19 protein-coding genes are annotated in these 22,766 nt (G+C 35.4%); 16 read left to right on the top strand and 3 right to left on the bottom strand.

The features are described 5' to 3' along the window. Positions 1-4: 4 nt before the first annotated feature. Complete coding sequence (locus IPG37_00205) at positions 5-1,693, bottom strand: alkaline phosphatase family protein (GenBank protein ID QQR53849.1); 1,689 nt, start codon at positions 1,691-1,693, stop codon at positions 5-7. Positions 1,694-1,836: 143 nt separating this feature from the next. Between IPG37_00205 and IPG37_00200 the strand changes: the two genes are divergently transcribed. From IPG37_00200 to IPG37_00135, 14 genes are all read left to right on the top strand, one after another. Beyond that, positions 1,837-2,418 carry a hypothetical protein gene (locus tag IPG37_00200; protein ID QQR53848.1) on the top strand — a complete coding sequence of 194 codons (582 nt, stop codon included), beginning with the start codon at positions 1,837-1,839 and terminating at the stop codon, positions 2,416-2,418. A 6-nt stretch (positions 2,419-2,424) separates the two neighbouring features. After that, on the top strand, positions 2,425-6,039 hold the full coding sequence (locus IPG37_00195) for a mechanosensitive ion channel (GenBank protein QQR53847.1): 3,615 nt from the start codon (positions 2,425-2,427) through the stop codon (positions 6,037-6,039). 160 nt (positions 6,040-6,199) lie between these two features. After that, positions 6,200-6,865 (top strand): hypothetical protein, encoded by a 666-nt coding sequence (locus IPG37_00190; GenBank protein QQR53846.1) that lies wholly within the window; start codon positions 6,200-6,202, stop codon positions 6,863-6,865. Positions 6,866-7,010: 145 nt separating this feature from the next. Then, positions 7,011-7,709, top strand: coding sequence for a Bax inhibitor-1/YccA family protein (locus IPG37_00185; GenBank protein ID QQR53845.1), 699 nt, complete (start codon positions 7,011-7,013; stop codon positions 7,707-7,709). 27 nt (positions 7,710-7,736) lie between these two features. Continuing rightward, the gene (locus IPG37_00180; GenBank protein ID QQR53844.1) at positions 7,737-9,464 is read left to right on the top strand and encodes a cache domain-containing protein; all 1,728 of its coding nucleotides are present in this window, start codon (positions 7,737-7,739) and stop codon (positions 9,462-9,464) included. 254 nt (positions 9,465-9,718) lie between these two features. Beyond that, complete coding sequence (locus IPG37_00175) at positions 9,719-10,606, top strand: hypothetical protein (GenBank protein QQR53843.1); 888 nt, start codon at positions 9,719-9,721, stop codon at positions 10,604-10,606. Positions 10,607-10,904: 298 nt separating this feature from the next. Continuing rightward, positions 10,905-12,605, top strand: coding sequence for an ABC transporter ATP-binding protein (locus IPG37_00170; protein QQR54272.1), 1,701 nt, complete (start codon positions 10,905-10,907; stop codon positions 12,603-12,605). A 54-nt stretch (positions 12,606-12,659) separates the two neighbouring features. Next, entirely contained in the window at positions 12,660-13,232 is a 573-nt protein-coding gene (locus IPG37_00165) for a hypothetical protein (protein QQR53842.1), read from the top strand. Positions 13,233-13,281: 49 nt separating this feature from the next. Next, positions 13,282-13,845 carry a hypothetical protein gene (locus IPG37_00160; GenBank protein QQR53841.1) on the top strand — a complete coding sequence of 188 codons (564 nt, stop codon included), beginning with the start codon at positions 13,282-13,284 and terminating at the stop codon, positions 13,843-13,845. A 218-nt stretch (positions 13,846-14,063) separates the two neighbouring features. Continuing rightward, entirely contained in the window at positions 14,064-14,267 is a 204-nt protein-coding gene (locus tag IPG37_00155; GenBank protein ID QQR53840.1) for a cold-shock protein, read from the top strand. Between the two features lie 28 nt (positions 14,268-14,295). Continuing rightward, complete coding sequence (locus IPG37_00150) at positions 14,296-15,888, top strand: DEAD/DEAH box helicase (GenBank protein ID QQR53839.1); 1,593 nt, start codon at positions 14,296-14,298, stop codon at positions 15,886-15,888. 138 nt (positions 15,889-16,026) lie between these two features. Then, the gene (gene bamD / locus IPG37_00145) at positions 16,027-16,842 is read left to right on the top strand and encodes an outer membrane protein assembly factor BamD (protein ID QQR53838.1); all 816 of its coding nucleotides are present in this window, start codon (positions 16,027-16,029) and stop codon (positions 16,840-16,842) included. A 7-nt stretch (positions 16,843-16,849) separates the two neighbouring features. Further along, complete coding sequence (locus IPG37_00140) at positions 16,850-17,227, top strand: YraN family protein (GenBank protein ID QQR53837.1); 378 nt, start codon at positions 16,850-16,852, stop codon at positions 17,225-17,227. Then, positions 17,220-17,900 carry a CDP-archaeol synthase gene (locus tag IPG37_00135; GenBank protein ID QQR53836.1) on the top strand — a complete coding sequence of 227 codons (681 nt, stop codon included), beginning with the start codon at positions 17,220-17,222 and terminating at the stop codon, positions 17,898-17,900. Before IPG37_00140 ends, IPG37_00135 begins: the two co-directional genes overlap by 8 nt. Positions 17,901-17,921: 21 nt before the next feature. Here the strand turns inward: IPG37_00135 and IPG37_00130 are convergent, their stop codons facing one another. Next, positions 17,922-19,526 carry an MCE family protein gene (locus tag IPG37_00130; protein QQR53835.1) on the bottom strand — a complete coding sequence of 535 codons (1,605 nt, stop codon included), beginning with the start codon at positions 19,524-19,526 and terminating at the stop codon, positions 17,922-17,924. A gap of 15 nt (positions 19,527-19,541) precedes the next feature. Then, the gene (locus tag IPG37_00125; GenBank protein QQR53834.1) at positions 19,542-20,681 is read right to left on the bottom strand and encodes a hypothetical protein; all 1,140 of its coding nucleotides are present in this window, start codon (positions 20,679-20,681) and stop codon (positions 19,542-19,544) included. Positions 20,682-20,800: 119 nt separating this feature from the next. Here IPG37_00125 and IPG37_00120 point away from each other — a divergent pair, with 119 nt between their 5' ends. Both IPG37_00120 and IPG37_00115 read left to right on the top strand, forming a co-directional pair. After that, complete coding sequence (locus tag IPG37_00120; GenBank protein ID QQR53833.1) at positions 20,801-21,103, top strand: hypothetical protein; 303 nt, start codon at positions 20,801-20,803, stop codon at positions 21,101-21,103. Continuing rightward, positions 21,087-22,694, top strand: coding sequence for a penicillin-binding protein 2 (locus tag IPG37_00115; GenBank protein QQR53832.1), 1,608 nt, complete (start codon positions 21,087-21,089; stop codon positions 22,692-22,694). The genes IPG37_00120 and IPG37_00115 overlap by 17 nt, the downstream gene beginning before the upstream one ends. Positions 22,695-22,766 lie beyond the last annotated feature (72 nt).

Genomic DNA, 22,766 nt, shown 5'->3' with positions numbered 1-22,766 from the left:
GTCATTAATCCTGCCAAAACGGTTTTAATTTTGGCAAAATCGGCATAGTTGAAGCATCTGGAGCGGGAACCTTTAAAACATGTGCAAGACTATTTGCAAGTTGTGTAAAATAGACGCGATCAATGACTGTTTTTTGTTCATAGACCCCTTGCTGGTATAGAATAAGCGGCACATGGGTATTGTCAGAATAAGGCGTATCGTGGGCAGTCCCGGTCTTTTTGTCGTCAATTAAACAATGCGGTGCAATCTGAAAAATAATATCACCTGACCTATTTAAAAATATCTGATTTCTGAACAGAGCTTCTATGCTTCCCGGAACCATGGGAGTAGTAACTAATTCATAATAACTCCACGCATTGCGAATATATTTTTTTGATAACAAAAACCGTTTTACTGCATGAATGACAGTATTTTTCTTGGATTCACTTTCTATCAAATTAAGGTATACATTGGCAGCCTGCACATCCGTACAACAGTTCACAATTCCATATTTTTCTTCAATAAACTCATTAATTTCAGTTTTAAGGACTTTTTTATTGATTCTTTGCGCATGGACATGACCACGACCTTTAGCTAATTCAGGAATACTTGCGATACCGTGATCTGCAGTTAATACGAATAAAGTATTTTGCAACCCAATAGTTCTTTTTATTTGTTTCATAAATGCACCAAACTGCCTATCAAGATGATAGAGCATGTCAAATGTTTCATAACTTTCAGGTCCCATCAGGTGCCCAATCTTATCGGTAGCACTTACACAAACCCATAACAACATACGCCCCCTTTTTTTTTGTTTTAAATGGTATTGTACCGTCTGAAACGCCAAATCAAATAGATGCTGATTAATCTGTGGGGTTAGTTCAAGATACGCATACGCCTTATTCAGATCATCATGTTTTTTATGAATCATATGATTCGGTTTAAAGGTAGTATTAATTAAAGACTTTTTTAAAATAGTATGATCATATCCATTATTCACCACATATTTATATGCTACATGATCAAGCGGAAAAACAGATTTCCACGTAATGCTTTTGTTTTCGTGATAAAAATCTTCCTTTTTATTAAAATCATTCACCCATTGTGGAAACTCATTAAAATAAAATCGGCTTGAAGTAAAAAGCCCCTTGTCTTGATCAAACCATAGGGCCTTGCCTAACTTATTTGCCGTACATATTGCACTACGACTTTTTCCAGCAACTGAAAATACATAATGGGGATCTGCAGGCGTCGACATTCTGGCAAAACTATCAGAAATCCCCTCTAGTACAATATTTACAGGTGACCTACCATCGGCTTCATTAAAAAATGTCGGATAATTTTGATCTTGATCGGCCGCCACATTTTGCTGCCGACTACGCCATGTATTGCTCACAATTCCATGGTTTGAAGGAGTCGTTCCCGTATTCAACGAACAGTGACCAGGCGCAGTGGTAGGGATACCATACGGTACAAACGCATGTTCGTAAATAATTCCATTTTTTAATAAAGATTGAAAACCATGCTTGACAAATGGTCTCACTTTTTGCAATAAATGAGCAGCAAATTGATCAATAACAAGAATCACGGTAAGCTTCGGAGCAGGTGCTTCATTTGCATGAAAGAAAAGCGAATGTAAAAAAAACAATACTAATACACTAAGCTTAACACGTACAGACAGTTTAAACTTCTTATTATTTCCAATATTACCCATAGAAAACTTTTAAAAATAAATCATATGCTATAATTGTAAAAAAAGAAATTAGGACAAGTAAAGAAGAATATTTTTTATCATGTTATATATATTTCTTATGCATTTCTTTATACTAAAAAGCATTTATGATAAAGCAGAGTTTTATGAATGACTTAGGCATTATAGTTTTTAAACCATTAAACCTCAGAAAAGCATTTATCCTTGACGAACACAAAGGGATGTTGCAAATCATCATACAAGATATTGCTGGATGTAAACTCGGAGGAATGATAACCTATTTTTTAAAAAATCGTTATAATAACTATTATTTAGAGCATTATAAAATCGAAAGTTTACCTTTGTCTGCTGGTAAAAAAGATATAGTATTTTTACATACAGTTTTTGATATTATATATGCATTTACTCCTTTGTATAATCCCATGCCAGCTATTTTTAGACATTTAACACTTTTATATGATGAGAAAATGATTTTATATTACGATACAGCTATTTGGAAAAAAATATTTTTAGCAAGGCTATTATGGTTGTTAGGCCTTTATCAAGAAGAAAATATGCTAGCACTAGCTTTTTTAAAAAAAATTGAACATATACCTATTGACATGATCAGCATAGAAACTTTAGATTTAGCTCTAAACAAAGCACTTGATCAATGGATTAATGATGTACTTACCGTATATCAAAGAATGAATGGAAAAAATAAAATATTTAATATTGATTTCCTTTAGGATTTTATGAAAAAAGTGATACATATCCTACTCACGCTTAGTTTATTTTTATTACCAAATAGCAAAGCAAACCCGTCAAGCAACAGCACGATAGGCGATACAGTCGTTCAAACATTAAAAAAAGCTACCGGCGTACCATTAAACCAACCATCTGATCAACTTTTTGTGGATATTGTACAAGAAAAAAAAAATCAGCTGCAAAAGCTCATCGAAGAGCAAACAGCACATTTGGCAGTAAAAAACGAGAATATACAAAAAATTACTGAACAGACCGAAGAAGTAGAAAATCATATACACAAGCTCGAACGGTCATTGCAGCATTACACGCATAACAAGTATTTAAATAAACAACTTTTTTTAATGAAAGAGATGCATCAAGTCCTCAAAGACATACGTCGCAGTATGGACGATGCAACTATCCTATTTGACACACTTATCAATAGCTTTACTGAGTTCGTACGTGACCCTGAACACAAAGCTTTTAAAGACGAGCGCCACCTAGAAGAACGCATGGCTTATTCTTTTGATAATCTACGCAGAATTGATGAGATGATAGTTAATCAAGAAAGATTTGTCGCTCAGCTAGCAGAACAGGAAAAAAACATACAAGTCGAACAAGAAAGCCGCAAACGCATGCTCAAAATCATTGAAGAAGATCATGCAAAACGACTAGAAGACTTGCAAAATTTTGCAGAACATTACGTAAAATCAGACCATTATGACAGTTTAAGCCTTGAACAACAGGAAAAAGAACTTATCGAAACAGAAGAAAAACTGTTTCGCTATAAAAAAAATCTCTACGAACTCAGAATACAAGAAAATAAACATGGATTTGACCTTGTACAACTTAAACTTATCACTGAACGCTTTCATCTTGATATTTTGCGTCACTATATGAAAAATGTAAGATCTGCCATTAAAGTAAGCGAACCAGATCTGATCTATGCACGAGAATATTTAAACAGCCAAAGAAAAACATATTATGCCAGACGTGAACGATATCAACAAGACAGAGATAAACTCACGCATGAACAGAAAGCAAAAGAGCGCTTCCGCGACATTTTTTCAAAAGAAAATCATATTGCATTAGGCAGAGATATTGATGAATGGAACAGAGATCCAAAGCAGACTATCACCTCGTATCAAACATTAATTGAGTTAAGCACGCTGAATGCTGAAGTATTATGGCTTGCAAAAGAGCGCGATCTTTTAGAGACACAAAGAGCTCTAGAAGACGAGAAGTTTAACTATATGGTTGCTCAAACAAATATCAAAGAAACATTTTTTAAAATTAATGCACGGAAACTTACCTCAACAGAAGACATTACACAGGTACTAAAAAAATTTGAAACCCATCGAGTCGATGCTGCATCTACCCTTGCTATTTACAAAGAACGAATTAATACCGTAGCTGATCTTTTAAATCAGCAAAAAAAAGTATTAGACAATATTACCTTTTGGCAAGAGGAGCGATTAAAAAAACAACAAGACTTCATTTTTAAAGGCCATCAAACAGAATATACCCATATCTTAGAACAGTTGCAAAAAGGCAAAGAATTTATAAAAAAACGAATAGACGTTCTAGGTAAACTCACCGGTGTATATTCGGGAATTATTTCTGAAGTCAACGCAACGTTACGACTTTTACAATTCATCATTGCAGAACTGCAATCTGTTACCATCTGGTATCGGCCAGAATACGCAATCACTTTTCAAGGCGTTAAAAACATTGTTCCAGATATCATAACATTTTTTAAAGATATCAAAAATTATCTTTTGCGTTTTGAAATTAATAGCTTCACCAATGTTACAAAAGATATTGCACAAACCCCTTGGACACTATTTTTGTTTATAATAAAAATCCTTATATCCCTTTTACTACTATTTAACCTTTATCTTATATTGCCAAGTTTTTTTACTTTTTTAGGACACAATGCCAAAAAAACAGGTTCAAATTTGATGTCGTTTTTCCTTCATTTTGCTGCGCTTTTTTTTGAATACATATATGAATATTTTATTTTCGTTGGATGGTGGTTCTTTATTGCTTTCATACTCTATTTTTGGATCACCGATCCCTATATTTACACAATTTTCTGTTTATTATCAATTCCATATTTAATTTTACTAAGTTACAAATTTATTCAATTTGTTGTTATATTTAATATTCGAAACGATTATCTATTAATTTCATCTGAGTTTCAGGCACGATTTGTGATCATTTTCTCAACACTTTTATACGCAACTATTGCCATATTTTTCTTCAGACATGGCTTTATGAGAATCAGCTATTACTCAACCGAGCTTCCGACAGTACTCCTTGCAATCAATTTTATTATCTTTCAAATTGCACTTATCTTTCTGATTACCAAAGATCAGATTTTATCGATTATTCCCCAAACAAACGATTTGTGGTTATGGGTTTCAGAACAGGTTAATAACTATTTTTATTTTATATTGATCTTTTTCGTCACCATTATTGTAATGAGTAATCCTTATGTTGGATTTGGCCGACTAGTGCTCTATATTTTGTTTGGACTTTTTTATACTTTAACCCTGCTCAGGGTCCTAATTTTGTTATACCGTTGGTCAAAAAAAACCGCATCAGAACTTTTTTTCATTGAAGATGAAGAAGTTGTACGCGAACGATTTGATCATGCTCGTACCTGGTTTGGTCTTTGCATTATCGTATCGTTTTTTAGTATATCGTTCTTAGGTAGCATTATTGGAGCAAAAATCTGGGGTTGGCATTTTGGATTTCAGGACATTATAGGACTTGCCAGAAAACCGATTTTGCTAGAATCCACAACCTATCCGATCACTATGTTTTCAATTTTACAAATTATAGCATTTATTTTATTAGGTTTTGTCGTTGCATATTGTGCAAACCGATTTGTTTTAGACAAGATTTTCGAACTCCTCGTAGTCGATCCTGGAGTGCAATATACCACAACACGTTTTATCCAGTACTTTATTATGATTATATTCATTTTTTTTGGATTTAAAAACGTCGGATTAGGCGATCTAGTTGGTTATTTAATAGGTGCAATTGCTATTGGTATTGGTTGGTATGTACGAGAACCAATTGGCGATTTTATAGCCTATTTCATTATCCTAGTACAAAGGCCCTTAAAAATTGGAGATTTTATCAAGCTAGATAATGAAACATTCGGTTTTGTAAGAAAAATCACACCAAGGGCCGTTATTATTAGAAAGAAAAACAGCACCACTATTGTTATTCCGAATGCCCATATCATAAATCGTTCTATTGCAAATTGGAATTATGTGCGTAACTACATTGCATTTGATGATATTTTTATTATTATTCCATACAAAGAAGACCCACAAAAAGTCAAAGATCTCTTAACACAATCAGTCGCTACGCATCCAAATATATTAAGAAATCCAAAACCAGTAATCCGATTAGAAGACTTTAACGAATTTGGATATCTCTTTTTGGTGCGTGGATTTATTAGCTCTGCCTTTACCCAGGACATGTGGGATATTGCAAGCGATGTACGATTGGTAATTGCAAAAAATCTAAAAGACAATGACATAGAAATTGCTGATTATTGGAAGCTCCTTAAATCATTTAATATACAAAAAAACAGCTCGCAAAACTAATTTGCATAAAAAGAGTTATAAAAAGAAAAAAGTTGCAGATAAAACTTTTTATTGACCTTTAATTTTTTTTATAGAATATTTAAGTTACCTAAAGAAAGGCGCCCCAATTGCTAAATCTATTTTATGTAAAGTTTTGACACACATTACAGGCTCATTACGTATGAAAAGATTCTTTTTATTGTCAGTTTTTTTAAATCTCTATATAACCTACGCCTCTGCCGGTGGATCATTTCTAACACAATCACTGGATGAGGCAGATTCTACCGAAGAGCATCAGAATAAAGCTAAAACAGTTACTAAGAAAAAAAAGATACCTCGAAAGTCAAAACAGTTTTTCTTTCAAAAAAAACAGGTTGAAGACGACCCTTACGAACATTTTTTAAAGAAAAAGTATAAACCCAAGGGGTCTTTGTTCTACAAAACAGTAAATTTCTTAGGTTTAGGGTTCATATGGAGACGCATTCTACCGCGAGCAATAAATCAATTTAAAATGCTTGGCATCATCACCATCCATACTTCTCTTGTCCTGTCCACCATCAGCTCCGAAATCTATCTTGCATGGTACATCAAGCAGGGCTACTTGGATAATCATAAACAGTTTGCAGACCTCACTAAAACAGTTAATACATGGTATGAACGTATATTAGAACACTTTAAAAAACCAACTAAACCTGAGGTTCATGAAAATGAGCAAGATAAAACAGTAGGTACATCAGATCCAACAGATCTCATAAGAAAAATAGATGCTCCGAAGAATCAACCTCATATAAATAATGTTTATTCACCCGATTATTGTGGTGTTTTGGGATTTGACCCGTCATTGTAACACAAACAATTAAAGGTCAACAATAAGCGATATTCACAATAGGTACCGTTTTTAATGGATATTCTGGTTGTCCATATTAATTTCAAAGATTTTTGACTATACTATTGATATATTAGTGCTAATTTTTCAATGTGAGGAGTTTTACATGTTCCATGAAAGACAGTATGCGTCATCAACTACCCCTCAACAGCTACTTGCAGCGGTCTATGGGTGGATGAGTGGCGGTTTACTTTTATCTACAATAGTTGCATTTTTAACAGCATCATCACCTGCGGTTTTTCTATTTTTACATAAAAATCCACTTGTTATCTTTGGTTTGTTCTTCATACAACTGGGCATCGGTGCAACACTCACCACAGCTCTCCCTCGACTGAGTTTCGCGACAACATTGGGTTTATTTTTTCTTTATGCAGGATCTATGGGACTGACTTTGTCATCTCTGCTTATTATCTACACCGCAGCCTCGTTAGTATCAACTTTTCTGACATGCGCTGGCATGTTTGGAGCAATGGCTCTGTATGGCCATTTTACACGTGCTGATCTGAGCGGCATAGGAAGCATATGCATTATGTTTCTGTGGGGACTTTGTCTTGCTATGATAGTCAATCTTTTTTTGGGCAATGCCATTTTTGAGCTACTCATTTCTGCAGTGGCAGTAGCCATTTTTACACTATTCATCGCATATGACGCTCAACGAATTAAATACGTAATGGCTCAGCAGATGGGTTTTGATGAACAGATGGCTTATAAAGTCACTGTTTTGGGGGCATTTTGTTTATATTTAGATTTTATTAATCTTTTTATACATCTTTTGCAGTTCATGGGTAGACGTCGAGAACAATAATATAATTTCAAAAAAGGGGGAATTTCAATGAAAAGGCAGTTTAAGATATATAAATACGCTATTTTATTGATCTTCCCCTTTTTAATGATTATGCCTATGATTTTTGCTGATCAATCTTTGGAAAATAGGCAGATACAGGAAAAAACTAAATCAAAAGTCGGACAACTCGCCATCGAACAGATGAAAGCGGATGCCGAAAAACTATTTAACAAGGGCTTTAATTTTCAAATCAAAGAACAACAGGTCATGCAGTTGGTTGAATCAGCTACCATCCATTTGCAAAAAAATGATCTGCAAAAAGCATGTTACGATTTTTCTAATGAGATGAAGTTCAAGATAGGAGAGCTCTACCTTTTTCTTTTAGATAGTGACGGTCGCATTATTGCCCATGGCGACCAACAAAAACTTATTTTAAAAAATATGGCAGACAAAAAAGATAGCTTTGGCAACCTGTATGTGAAAAATATTATAGAAAAAACTGATCAAAAAGGCACTTGGACCAGTTATTCATGGCGCAATGCAATCAAAAAAACATATGCAAAAAAGGTTACTAAAGATACTAAAGAATACATCATTGGATGTGGCTATTATCCTCACACAAAAGCAGATGTTGTAGTAAGCCTTGTAAAGTCTGGCGTGCAGCTTTTTACAAAAATTATGAAGGACGGATATCCCGCAATCGAAGCATTTAGCACCATGAATTACTCATTCAGAACAGGTTTTTCTTATGGAGACCTCTACCTTTTTGCACTTGATTTTAATGGCACCATCTATGCACAAGCTGACAGACCAGGACTTGTGGGTACCAATGCTTTAAATTACCAAGACTCAGACGGCACATTCATCAACAAAGAGATTATCGAAAAACTTGGACAAATAGAAAACAAAAATGATGGCATCTGGGTTGAATATAGGTCAAAAAATGCCCTGAAAAAAGTTTATGCGCAAAGAGTCACAGATAACGATGGCAAAAACTACTTTATTGCTTGTGGCTTTTACCCAGAGGCTGATCAACAGGCAGCAGTTGACCTGGTAACAAAAGCCTTTCAATATATGGAAGGGCATGGCAAAATGGCTGCAGTCGAAGCTTTTTCAAATAAAAGAGACAATACCTATCGGTACGGTGATTTAAGTATCGTTGTATATGATTATAATGGTAACGTTATTGCACACGGTGCAAATGATGAGTTAATAGGAAGGTCGATGTTAAAAGAGCAGGACGAGGATGGAATGTTCTACGTTCAACGAATCATCAAGCAGGCAAAACAGGGTTCCGGCTGGATTCCATGCAAATTAAAAAATGCACACCAAGAAATACTTGTTGATACTGTCAACCTTGGTATTGAAAAATATATTATTACCTGTGGCATGTTTGCCGTTTCAAAAAATGAAAAGATGGTCATGCTCGTAAAAAGTGGGATTGCGGCATTTGAATCGGTATCAAAAATTGATGAAGCGCTTTCATTGTTTACCAATCCAAAAAGCGGATTTCTTCGTGGTGATCTGAAGGTTTTTGTATTCGATCTTTCGGGCGTTTGTTACGCATGGGGTGATAACAAGGAACTTGTCTTTAAAAACATCATAAACTGGCAAGACCAAAATGGAATATATTTTATTAAAGATATGATTGAAGCTACCAAATTTGGACCCTGTAGAACAACTTTTTCATTCAATGGTGCGCAGGCAATCGCACATGTTGAACGCATTGAAAAACAGGGTAAACAGTACATTATTGGATCAAGTTTTTATATGTAATATTTGGCTTTTATTCAAAATCAAGCATATATCGTGAAAACAGTGTAAAACTGACGCATCTTGCAAAAAAATGCGCTGCTTCAACCGTAAGAATTCGCCTGAATGAATGCGCTAAAATAAACTGTAGAGCTGAAGGCTCTTTATATCGTACAATACCTATGCTGCATACACACGAAAGCTATAGTTCTTTGGTATTCCTTTGCTACTATTGAACATTAAGGCAAAAATATTTCAATAGTTTTGAGTACACATAAATGCAAAATCATTTTGTTAATTTTGTTTTAACTCTGTGCATATACCTCTTGCAAAAAAACTTGACACCTCCATATCTTCACAATCTCATTGTACATCCAGCGTTTGAACTAAAAACACAACCTCCTTTTGAGATTTTGCATTTAGTTAATCAATTTAAAGAGCGCATCAAAAAGGGTACGGTTATAAAAAAAGCGCGAAAAATACTTGGGCCGCATGGTCTGTGCGATGCCTGGTTTAATCGACCATTAATCATTGAAAATCAACCTTGGATTATAAAATACGAAGTTAACCGCTTACTAGGAGCCCAACTTATACGCACTGTGATTGAAAAACACAACTTACAACATGTTGCCGTACCTGAAAAATATATTATTACCATTGATAAAATTGAACTTTTATGTGTACAAAGAATACCCCCGGCACGTAACCACAATGGTTCGGCAAAACTACCTTTTTCAGTTGAACAGATAAAAGATATACAAAAGGTAGTCGCTTTGACCGGATATGATGACCTACATACAGATAATCTATTACATGGCTCTGATGGGAAAATTTATTTTATCGATACAGAAGATATCGCATTCAAAAAACGGAACCTTTATTACCATTGTATCCCATACAATCTTCCACCCTTTTTCAGGAACGTACTCGATCTATTTTGTTTTTCACAAGTAACCTTAAACAAACAGTTTCCTGAGATTATGTTTAATAACCATTTGCTAACAGAAGCTGCAGCTAATTATCTGAAAGATGAGATCACAAAACAAAAATATGCTTTCAAACCAGAATTTCTCAAAGAAGCTGTCACAAAATGTATCATCATTGCATTTTTAGGTTACTTAACCATTCATTACATAGTAAGCTACAATGCGCAACAAAAGAGATAGATTTAAAAACAAATTGAATTTTCAAACAAAAACCACCATACAAAGAGGTGCCCCCTCCTCAGTAGTTTTTTAGTCGCAATTTTCCAATCGCAACTAATAGCTTTCGGAAGCAAAGTAACGCGTATTAAAGAAAATTGTAAACCCCTTACTCAAAATGTAAACTTTTTGTATACTAAAATAATAAAATTTAAAAATTTTTTTCAAAGCAAGGATTTGCATGTTAAACAATAAGCAAATATCCGTTTTGCGTTTTGTAATTCAAGTATTACGCCCGTCGATTTTTTACGTTTTTATTCAGATGGTTGTCGGTATTATATGGGCTTTTGATCTAGCCTTCAGGCCTTTTCTGATTAAAATATTATTAAATAAAACAACAACAATCAATCCTTCAGACGCCGTAAGCGAATTAATGCCGATTGCAATTGCTTATACAGTGATTAGCTTCTTTTTGCTTTTTGTTTTTAGACTTCATGACTGGGCTTGGCTTAAAATTTCTGCTCCACTCAGACAACATATTAACTTGTTATTGATGGATAGAATGATGAACCAAAGCCACCATTTTTATCAAAATAATTTTGCAGGGGCTATATCAAACAAAATCACCGATATCTCAACACATGTAGGCAGACTTTACAAGATTGCTCTTGATGCTTTTTATAGTCATGGCATGAGCGTGATCGCATCGATTATAGCATTGTCTCGAGTAGGCTATCGTTTTGGTATTAGCATGTTTATCTGGATAGTCTTTTTTGGCATCATCTCTTGGATTTTTTCAAAACACGCAAGTCATCTGTCAAATGTTGCAGCAACAAAGATGACAAGTGTTGTTGGCTTCGTGGTAGACATTCTTTCAAATATGATTTCCGTGCGACTCTTCACCGGAAAAGAGTATGAAAAAGGCTTTTTAAATGATCGATTAACAAGTTTTATCGAAGCTGATCAGCAAGCAAAATGGTTTTATATTTTAATCAACTCATTGCAAGGGCTTTCATTTGTTGTATTTCATGCCGTCTGCACCTGGTATCTTATCAAAGGATTTAGAGACGGATGGATCACTCCTGGTGACTTTGCACTTGTTTTTACCATAACGGTGCACGTAGTTAATAATTTATGGAGTTTGTCACGTGATATTCGTGATTTTTCTGAGTCATGGGGTATCGTGATGCAGGGAATGTCGATTTTACGTGCCCCTGTTGACATCAAAGATGATGTTGAGGCTAAACCTTTGGTGGTAACCGAAGGACAGATTGTTTTTGAAAAGGTTCAGTTTAAATATAAGGATGCGCTGCCCTTTTTTCATGAAAAGTCTGTGGTTATTCGTGCACGAGAAAAAGTTGGACTTGTTGGATACTCTGGATCTGGAAAGTCAACATTCGTGAATCTGATTTTGCGTTTATTTGAAGTAAACTCAGGCCGAATTTTAATTGACAATCAACCGATTAAGATGGTGACTCAGGAGTCCTTGAGAAATCTCATTGCCATGATTCCGCAAGAGCCTGTTTTGCTTCATCGTTCAATTATGGAAAACATTCGGTACGGCAAGCGCGATGCAACTGACCAAGAGGTTATTGAAGCCGCAAAAAAAGCCCGTGCACATGATTTTATTGCGATCTTAAAAGATGGATATTATACCGTGGTTGGTGAGCGCGGAAGCAAGCTTTCAGGGGGGCAAAGGCAAAGATTGTCAATTGCTCGTGCCATCTTAAAAAATGCTCCTATTTTGATCTTAGATGAAGCGACCAGTCAACTTGACGTGGTCACTGAAGGACTGATACAAACTAGCATTGATCAGCTCATGGAAGGCAAAACAACGATTGTAGTTGCGCATCGACTATCAACATTGCTTCAGATGGACAGGTTACTGGTGTTTGACCGGGGCCAAATTGTTGAGGATGGCAGTCATGAGCAGCTCTTGGCGCAGGGTGGGTTGTATGCAACCATGTGGAATGCTCAGACAGGGGGCGTGCTTCCTATTTCTAAAAAAATTACTGTACTTTGAGCTTTTTGTCTGCTAAAATCTCAATAGTATTTTTTAAACAACTGGATCTGTTCTATGATTTCTATGCGTGCAATGCTTTTTTTAGCACTTGTAGCTTCTGTTTACTGTGTTGAAGTAAAATCGAGTCAATCAAATCAAGGATTTACTGAAAGCAATCTAAAATATACAAAAGCAGAGCTTTCAGTGGCAAAAAATGGTCATGGTTTTGTTTCGATGGTATGCGTGGCTGCAATCGGTGGTTTATACGCATTTAAACCTTTTTTGGGTCCAGGAACAAATGAGACTTGTTTGGTTTATGTGTTGTGTCAGTTTGGATTAAATTTTCACTTTTATCAGCATTTTTCTTCTCTACTTCATGTACATAACGATGCTGAAAACACAAAATTAATAGGTATTTCAAAGAGTTTTTACAGTTTCTACAAAGCAATTATGTACTGTCAATATTTTGAAAAAGATAAGCAAAAAATAGATTTTGAAGCTACCATTGGGCTTGGTTCGAAAAAAGCTTGGTTGTCACAAGATGGACTGAATGAACACTTAGGAAGGTTAGCCAAAAGGCCGGGAATTTTATTCATGCCTTTCTGGTTTCTTAAAGCTTCTTTAGCAGGTTATAAAGTTTCAAGCTAATGGATATAGTAAAAAGATACGTAGCTATTTTTATACAAGGATTATTACAATGAAATTATTTCAACTATTTTTTTTGCAAGTTGCTTTTTTGTTCTGTTTGAGTGCTGTGAGCGAAGTAAAATCTGAATCAGTACCGCTTCCACCTACGTTTTTACGTTTGGCGATGAATAATCATTTAAAAATCACTGCAATCTCTCTTGTTGCCACGATAGGTTTTGTCGGATTAATTGGCAAATTTTCATCATTATTAAGTTTTTTAGCTGGTGTGTATGGAACAGCTACAACATGCTTACATGCATGGTTCTGTTTCTCTTTTTTAAAAGGGCTTCAGTTGTTAAAACAGGGTAAAGACCTATCTGTTTGCTTTAACAGTTCATTTATTGCTGCCTATTATCGTATTATGACTGGAAAAAAGAGTGTCTCTATCTTTTTAAAAGAGGATTGTAACATTTTTGAAATAATCGGATATCCTGATCAAAGTTTAATAGGTTCTGGAGCAAATACGGTCGTCAATAATTTCGATTTTTGGAATGCAGCCCCAGATCCTTTAGATCCGAACGCATATCTTATTCCATTTCATATTGCAAGTTGGGCAATGGAAAAAGTTGTATAGCTGTCTGGAAGCATAAAAATTCCTTTGCATTGACTTTGTTTTAAAAATATATGATACTGAAAAAAGTTTGAATGTTATTTTTGAGTTTTCCTATCTTTTTAATTCCTAAGGCCTATCGAATAAGAAATTTATTTTAGATCTTGAGACAAGAACAGTTAGGAATACGCAATTTTAATGTTTTTTATTTCTATTAATCTATTTTTTTGAAGGGTCATCTAATGATCAAAGGTACCGTAAAATGGTTTAACACGGTAAAAGGCTATGGTTTCATCAAATCGGAAGAAACCGGTCAAGATGTTTTTGTGCATATTAGTGCATTAGAACGTATTGGTGTTAGGTCTTTGCAAGAAGGACAAAAAGTGACTTTTGAACTAGAAACAGTAAGAGGAAAAACCTCAGCTGTGAACCTGTCACTCGTTTAATCAAGACTATTTTTAAATGGATCAATCCATGTCGCAATTTTCTACTTTCGGGCTGGCACCTCACTTACTTGCTGCTTTACAAAAAGCAGGAATTATAACCCCAACACCTGTTCAGGCTGAAACTATTCAACCTGCATGTGAAGGTCGTGATGTTTTAGCAACAGCTCAAACAGGAACTGGTAAAACGTTTGCTTACCTACTTCCTTTACTAACTCGTATTGATGCAGACAAGAATCAGATGGGGCTTATTCTGGTGCCTACTCGCGAGCTTGCGATTCAAGTGAAAGCAGCCATCAATCAACTATGTTCAAGAACACATGCAAAAGTGGCACTTTTGATTGGTGGCGAACCAATGTTTAAACAGTTACGTGTCCTACGGTCTAAACCATTTATTGTGGTTGGTACGCCAGGACGTGTAATGGATCATCTTGAGCGTCAAACGCTTAATTTAGAGGGATGCTCATTCTTTGTGCTCGATGAAGTTGATAGAATGCTTGATATGGGCTTCAGTCAACAACTTAATATTGTACGCAAAGCTTTACCAAAAAATATCCAAACGCTTATGTTTTCTGCAACAATGCCAAAAGATATCGCAGGCTTGGCTGAGCAGTATCTGAGCAATCCTCATCGAATCACTTTGGGATCTGTTCATCAACCCGTAGTGAACGTTAAACAGGATATTGTGCATACACAGGAAAATGAAAAGTTTGACTGTTTGCTCAAAGAGCTTGAGTTACGAGAAGGCTCAGTTATTATTTTTGTGAAAACAAAAAAAGGGGCCGACATTTTAGCCAAAAAACTTAAGTTAAAATTTCATGAAGCAGAAGCTATTCATGGTGATTTAAGACAGCAAAAGCGCGTTTTAATTGTTGAACAGTTTAGAAAAAAAATTAATAGAATTATGGTTGCTACAGATATTGCCGCGCGTGGCATTGATGTGCCGCATGTGCAGCATGTTGTCAACTATGATCTTCCACAGTCTCCAGAAGATTATGTACATCGAATCGGACGAACTGGTCGCGCAGGAAATCAAGGCTTTGCGGTTTCATTGATTGTACCGTCTGAGAATCGCCAATGGGTAAATATCCAACGCTTTCTACAAGGAAAAACCTATAGTTCAAATCTAAGGATTGAAGGCATTGAGCAACGACCTCGTTCCAACGATCGTTTTAATGATCGTCGAGATTATGGTAACAGACGTAACTTTTCTCGATCTCGCTCTGCTTCTTTTTCAGACCGTAGAGACTCGTTTAAAGATCGCAGAGATCGTTCAAACAACGATTCCTATAACCAAAACGGCTTTGAGAATTACAAATCGTCTGAGGGCTTTGAAGGTGGCGACAATCGTCGAGGCGGTTATTCATCGGATTTTAAAGCAGAAAAAAGGTTTCATGATAAACCAAACGGTGGTTTTCATCGCATGAACCGTGATACTCGTTTACATAATGCCTCTGATTTTCAAAAGGGTCCGCGGCGGCAGCACAATGTCACAGGCGAAAATTCTGGGGAAAAATCAGAATACCGAAGACGTGCTTGGCGCGACGATCACGCTTCTTCTTCACGATCTGGTTTTAAAAGAGGCTCACGACCTCAACAGCATCGTATATCTACTTCAATATAGAACAAACAGTTTCAAGAGAGAGAGTTTTTACATAAAAGCTCTCTCTCTTTTTGTATAGTTAACCACTGGAATAGTATATGATTGTTGCAAAAACCTTTAAATAGTCTTATTTTATAAGAAACAATAAGAAGGTTTATTATGAAATTCAAGAATTTTTTTTTATTAAGCTGTTTTGTTTCCGTTGTTTTTTTTAATTTCCTTTCTCTTTGGGCTCCCCCTTTTGATCACTCAAATAAGGTTATTATAGAACAGAAAAATAATAGCAGCACTGTCCAGATCTCTCCTGAAAACAATCTGAGAACACAGCCAAAAACGTTAAGAAAAAAGAAGAAAAACTATAAAAAAAATACCATCAAACAGTTAGATGTAAAAGAACTCGCAGATCTACAGTACAGTGCTTTGGAAAAGAAAGACTTTAGTTCAGCTATTAAATACCTTAAAATGCGGATGGATCGTACAACAGATCCAGCTATGATTGCTCAGTTGATATTTGAAAGCGGTGAAATTAATTTCGAAGCTGGAAAATTTGATCAAGCGATAGCCATTTTTGAAGAATTTAGGAAAAAATTTAGTTCACATCATAAAATTGAAGATGCGTGTTATAAACTTTCTTTATCGGGCTATTTGAGCATGCTTGACATCTACCGTGATCAGACAAATACTGAAAAAGCAGTTGTTTTTGCTAATGAATACTTAAATCATCCCATGCATTTTATGAAATATCGTACCGAGGTGCAATCTTTTAAAACAGAGGCATTAAAACAGTCTGCGCATCATGAAATTATGATTTGTGAATCTCAAAAACGGCATGGTCATTTGAAAGCTGCAAAAAAGCGCATTGAATATGTTGAAAAACATTTTTTAAAAGATATTCCAGACCTTGCAGAAAAAATTTTGGCACTAAAAAATGAGTTTCATTTGGATGATAAACAAACAGTTGCACGTAGTATATAAGCTACCTATGATACAAGTAAAAGCTAATAAAAAGAGTTTTGGGAACTGGGCTGAAAAAGTAGTCTGTATCTATTTACAAAAACAGGGATTCAAAGTACTCGTTACCAACTATCGACGACCATTTGGCGAAATAGATGTCATAGCACAAACAAATGATCTCCTCGTGTTTGTCGAAGTTAAAGCACGAACAGATACAAAGTTAATCAGACCTACCGAGCTTATTCTTGCAAGCAAAAAGAAAAAAATTATCAACACAGCCAAGGACTACCTTATGTATTATGATTGTATTAATGATTTCACCATACGTTTTGATGTTGCATTAGTTGAAGGATCGATGAAACACTATTCTGTTACTTATATTGCGAATGCATTTCAAGATGAATAATGTGTATACAAGAATTTTCACTGCGTTACTGCTTTGTGTCTGTTTTTATGTAAGTTACCTTGTACCTCTTTTTTTCGATATCTTTTTGACCATTATCATCTTTTTTATTGCTTTCTATGAATGGCCATTACTTGCAAAAAATAAGGCCTTTATGTGGCTCATTTTTTTTATATATCCTGTTTTTCCTGTTATTCGCCTCTTTATTCTCAATAAAAGTCTCCATCGTGATCATATGTTTTTGCTCTGTATACTCGTTGGAGCTTTTGATACAGGATCATATATTTTTGGCAAACTTTTTGGCTATCGTAAACTTTTACCATCTATCAGTCCTGGCAAAACGTGGGAGGGACTTGCTGGTGGGCTTATTTCTATTATAGCAACACATCAGGTATATCTGTTGGTTACTGGTAAAATTATGTATGGAGATTCGTTCTATTTTTCTATCGGGATTGTACTTTATATTGCAGTAACAGCTCTTGTTGGCGATCTTTTTGTTTCTTTTTTTAAACGAACTGTTTCTGTTAAGGATACTGGGGCCATCCTACCTGGACACGGCGGTTTTTTGGATAGATTTGATGGACTTTTTTTTACCTTGCTTCCATGGTATTTAGCTTTATTATTACCTATAATCAGCTGGTTTGTTGTATCAAAAAAACAGCAACCATCCATTTAAGGCCCTGCTCTCAGATTACCTTTAATTGAACCCAACAACAGACGAGAAGCTGCCTAATAAATACTTGATATCATCATCAGCAAAAGAGATTCCGCCACCTACAAATCCGGTAGCATTATGTTTTGAGATAAAATCATCTGCGCCAAAGGTTACATATAAATTACGCATAAAATACATCTTATTAAACCATTTCAAATGGGGTCGTTGATCATCAATTCTGTTCCACCCGCGCATATCAAACATTTCAAAACTAGTAATCCAACGGAATTTTTCGGTAGAAAAGGGTAATTCAATATCAAGACCAACACCCGCAGTGCCTTCAAATAACCCGCCACGGATTGAGATATCACCAAATATTTTGCCAAATTGTAGGCCTATTTTAAGGCTGTTCCGGCTTAACGTTGTCTTTTCTTTCCTCAATACGGAGCGGACACGGTCGCCATCAGTTAAATCTAAAATATCAGGATTAATTGTTTGTAGCTCATTATCAATAAATCGTTTAATTTTTTCTTTGCGATCAATAAAACCTTTTTGTGAACTTGCTAACTGAATAAGATAAAAATGATCTTCTTGAGGGTGAACTCGCACATCAACATAACCTTTTGAATCTTCAAACTGATAGTTTTCTGCGCTCCTATGCATTGATTCAAAGTGTGTATCAAAAACGATCTCAATTCGTTCCATTCTGTTTACATATGATTTTACACCGGTAACTGCAGAACGTAAATCATTATACATCTCATCTTCATTGATTAATTTTCCTAAAAGACCTTTTCCGTTATCGATTTTTTGAACAATAGATGTCATTTTTCCGACACCATCTTTTGCTTCAGTAGTCACTCCCTCAATACTTGAAGCCGTCGTACTCAAATGGGTCGCAATACGATCAAAATCACGATCAAATACCTCTGAAATCTTTTCTATACTTTGCTGAAAACTGGGGAAAATATTTTTCTGCAACGTGTCAGTTAACTCAGTAAACCGGCTACCGATTGCAAAGATATTGTCGAGCTGATTTTCATTTCTTTTTACCGCAGTTGCGATAGTATCGGTTGCTGAAGAAAGATGTTTGAAGGTCGTATCTATATTACTCATTACCTGCTTTAGATTTGTCTCCCCCTGAACACCAGCGAGTGAATTTTTTAATGCATCCGTTACCTGTTCGATATTGGTTGCAATATGCTTAAACTGTCGCATAATTTCATCGACAGACGCTTGTTCAATTGCCGGAATCTTCAAGATACTGTTTGGATCGAGTTTTTGTGTATACGGACTTCCCGGTATAATTTCAATAAATTTTGGCCCCAACAGCCCATCTTGTCTTACGAGTGCAGTCGCGTTTTCATAAAGATCAAACTCTTTTTTTATCATAACTGATGCACGAGCAACCGTTCCTTGGTCATTTTGTGCCAAAAGAGCGACTTCATCAACCCAACCTACTTTAACTCCCGCAATTTTAACTTCAGCTTTACGTGATAAACCGGAGATGTCTTTGAAAAATAGCGTATACTGATTGTGTGAACCTCGATCAATACGAAAGCTTCCTATTTTAAACCCCATGTACACAAATACGCACAGAGCAAGCAAAACGAAAATACCGACACGCGTTTCAATATTGCCTTGCACCGAAAATCCTTCAAGTTAGAGTATATAAAACTTTCTTATTATACTATCATATACTATTTGATTGTTATGTGAACGGTTGACTCTTTCAATGATGGCAAATACTTTTTGAATAACCTTATCTACTGTTGCAATTACAAGCACACTAAAAAATTTTGGATTATGATTAGTTGTAAAAAATGCATCAATCCCTTTTGGTAAACTATTAAACTCTTTCTGGTATATATTTTTTAAACTTGTATTCCATGTAGCTGGCCATGAACTCGTTTTTTTGAAATTTTTGAGCCATTCATTATTACTTTTTTTTCGTTGTTCGATAGTATTTTTATCTTCAATTCCCAGTGTATGCAAAAGAGTGTATGAGAGTAACCACGGTTCAACTGCTGCTGACCAACTATGTACCGTAAAAAGATCTGTTAAGGCAAACGTAAGCGGCAGGTTCTTATCGTTTGTTTTAGCAATAAAAAGCTTATCTTTCAGTGGTGCAAATTCAGGAATCTCAAAAAGCTGTGAAACATCATCAAGTGGAGATTGTTGTTTTTGTAAAAAGCGTTCAAGCGCAGGAAAGAGCTCAGCCGTTTTTGTTAAAGCTTCAAATTTTTTTATTATTGTTTGCAGTATAATTTTAGAATCATTTTGCTTTAACCCTTCGCCTAAAAATTTTTTACTGTTAAAATCAAAGAACTTATTTAAGTTAATTTTTCCATCTTCACAACTTATTAAAACCTCTACGGTACCATCAACTCCGTCTATATTTTCTTTTAAAACAAACGTCTGGAACCTGTTAATAATCGGCATGATTTTTTGTAAAAACTGCTGCTCAACAGAAACTGTCTGTTCTTTTGCTGCTTTATTATTTTTATCTGCAAGCTGATCTTGCGTAATATGAAAATCTTTTTTATGTGAGGTCGTTTCGGTAAAATCAGAAAGGAGCGCTTGCGCAATCTGGACTCCGCCAAAAGCTACCATTTTTGCTTTTTCTCGAGCAATGACTGTTGAAATAAATGGAATAACGCTCATACCACGGTTAAACATAAATACGACAATAGCTGACAATGCGCCCATCATCATCATGGTCAATACGAGTATATAGCCGCTTTTCTCTGTTTTCATAGGATTAATTATATAAAAATTACGTTTTTTCAATAGCCTAATCATTTTATCTCTTTTGAGCAACCTCAAGCTTACCTGCATATACTAAGCATTGAAAAATAAAAACCTGTTTTGTTATACTCTACAAGCATTCCTTTTAAAAATGATTAAAAAAGTGAAAACATATGTCCTATAAAACAAGAAAAGTACAAAAAGGATATCCCTATTCTCATCATCTTACTCTATGTTTTTTATTTATGGTGATTCAGCTCATTTTATACGGCTCGTCGGTAAAAAAAAGCTATGAAATTCATAAAAATAGAAAAATCATAGAGGTGCTTTATGTTACCATAAAAGATCTTGAAAAGCAGTTAGCATCTGTACAGAGCGTTGAATATATTAAAGAGTACGCAAAACAACATTTACAGATGGTTCCTCTTTCATTGCAGCAGGTCAAAAGGATTGATGAAGATGTTCTATGCAACTGAAAGAACAAGAATTATTCTTATTACCATACTTTTTATTCTCTTTTATGTTCTTTTAATTGGTAGGTTATATGTGCTACAGATGGTAAATCATGATTTTTATGTAGCGTTAGCAGAAAAGCAGTATCAGGTTACGGTGATACTGCCAGCATCCAGAGGTTTAATTTTTGACAGACATAACATACCGCTTGCTTTAAATAACGAAGCCATTTCTGCATTCATCATTCCTGAAAAAATTAATAACGAGAATCGCTTGTGTCATTATCTGAAGCAAGAATTACCAAGGACTTATGAATTATTACAGGATAATAAACAGAAAAAATTTATGTATCTCAGTCGACATATCAATGATGAGCAGAAAAAGGTTTTTGAAGCGTTTCCTGAAGTTCATTTTCTGAAAGAGCCCGCACGTCTCTATTTGCATTCCAGTTGTGCGACTGTCGTTGGGTTGACGGATGTGGATAATCAAGGTGTGAGTGGCATTGAGTTTGGCATGCAAGAGACATTGGCTGGAAAGGCGACCATACAGCAGTTTGAAAAGGATGCAAAATCCGATTTTTTCCATTCTAATACAATTGATGTGCAAGGTGGATATGCCGGTCAAAATATATATTTGACGATTGATAGTACATTACAGTTTTTAATCACAAAAAAGTTAAAAAAACATTGTAAAAAAAATCTATGCAGTCAAGCAGGTGTGGTTGTTTTAGATCCGGCCAATGGCGATATTTTGACCATGAGTAGTTATGCTGATCAAGCTGAATTGCAGATGAAAAATAACTGTATTTCTAATGCGTATGAGTTTGGATCGGTATGTAAAATTTTTGCGGCTCTTGCAGCAGTTGAAGAAAAAGTAGTAACTGTCGATGAGTTAATTGATTGTAAAAATACAAAAACTGCAAGGCTTGATGGCCGCACGGTTAACACATGGAAAGCACATGGCCTTTTAAGTTTTAAAGAGGTAGTTGCAATGTCGAATAACATTGGTATTGCACAGGTTGCAAAAAGACTTGACGTGCTTTTATACAAACATTATAAACAGCTTGGTTTTGCAAAAAATCTTGATATCCCATTGCCTGCAAAACAACGTGGTACAATAACGCATCCTGCCAACTGGTCAAAGCAGTCACTTATATCATTGTCATATGGATACGAAGTATCGGCAACCTTGCTCCATCTTGCCTGTGCGTTTCTGCCTATTGCTCACGATGGGTACAAAGTCAAGCCACGTCTTCTTTTGAACGTGCCAATCAAAATTGGCAAAAAATTATATCATTCAGAAACAATTACGACAATCAAGGATATTTTACGTGAAACAACCGAGCGCGGCACGGCGCGTAAAGCCCGCATAAAAGGCTATGATGTGTTATGCAAAACGGGAAGTGCGCATCTGCTTGTTGATGGCCGTTATTCGATGGATGACAATATCTATTCCTGTCTTGGCATGGTTGAAAAAAATGGATATCAACGAGTGATTGCTGTGTATGTTCAAAAAAATGGTCCAGGACAGAAAGATACCTTTGCGTCTACCATGGCTGCCCCCCTTTTTGAAACAGTTGCAGAAACAGTACTGTTATACGACCGAATTTTGTAACTTTTACATGATTTTACTATATATTATTGCATTCAGAAAAATGTGACATGTATAATGATTGCTATGAAATAT

The organism is bacterium, from assembly GCA_016699125.1.
Classification (GTDB): Bacteria; Babelota; Babeliae; order Babelales; family Vermiphilaceae; genus AWTP1-30.
Note: the sequence above shows the minus strand (reverse complement) of the source record. Positions and strands in the feature narration are given on the sequence as shown.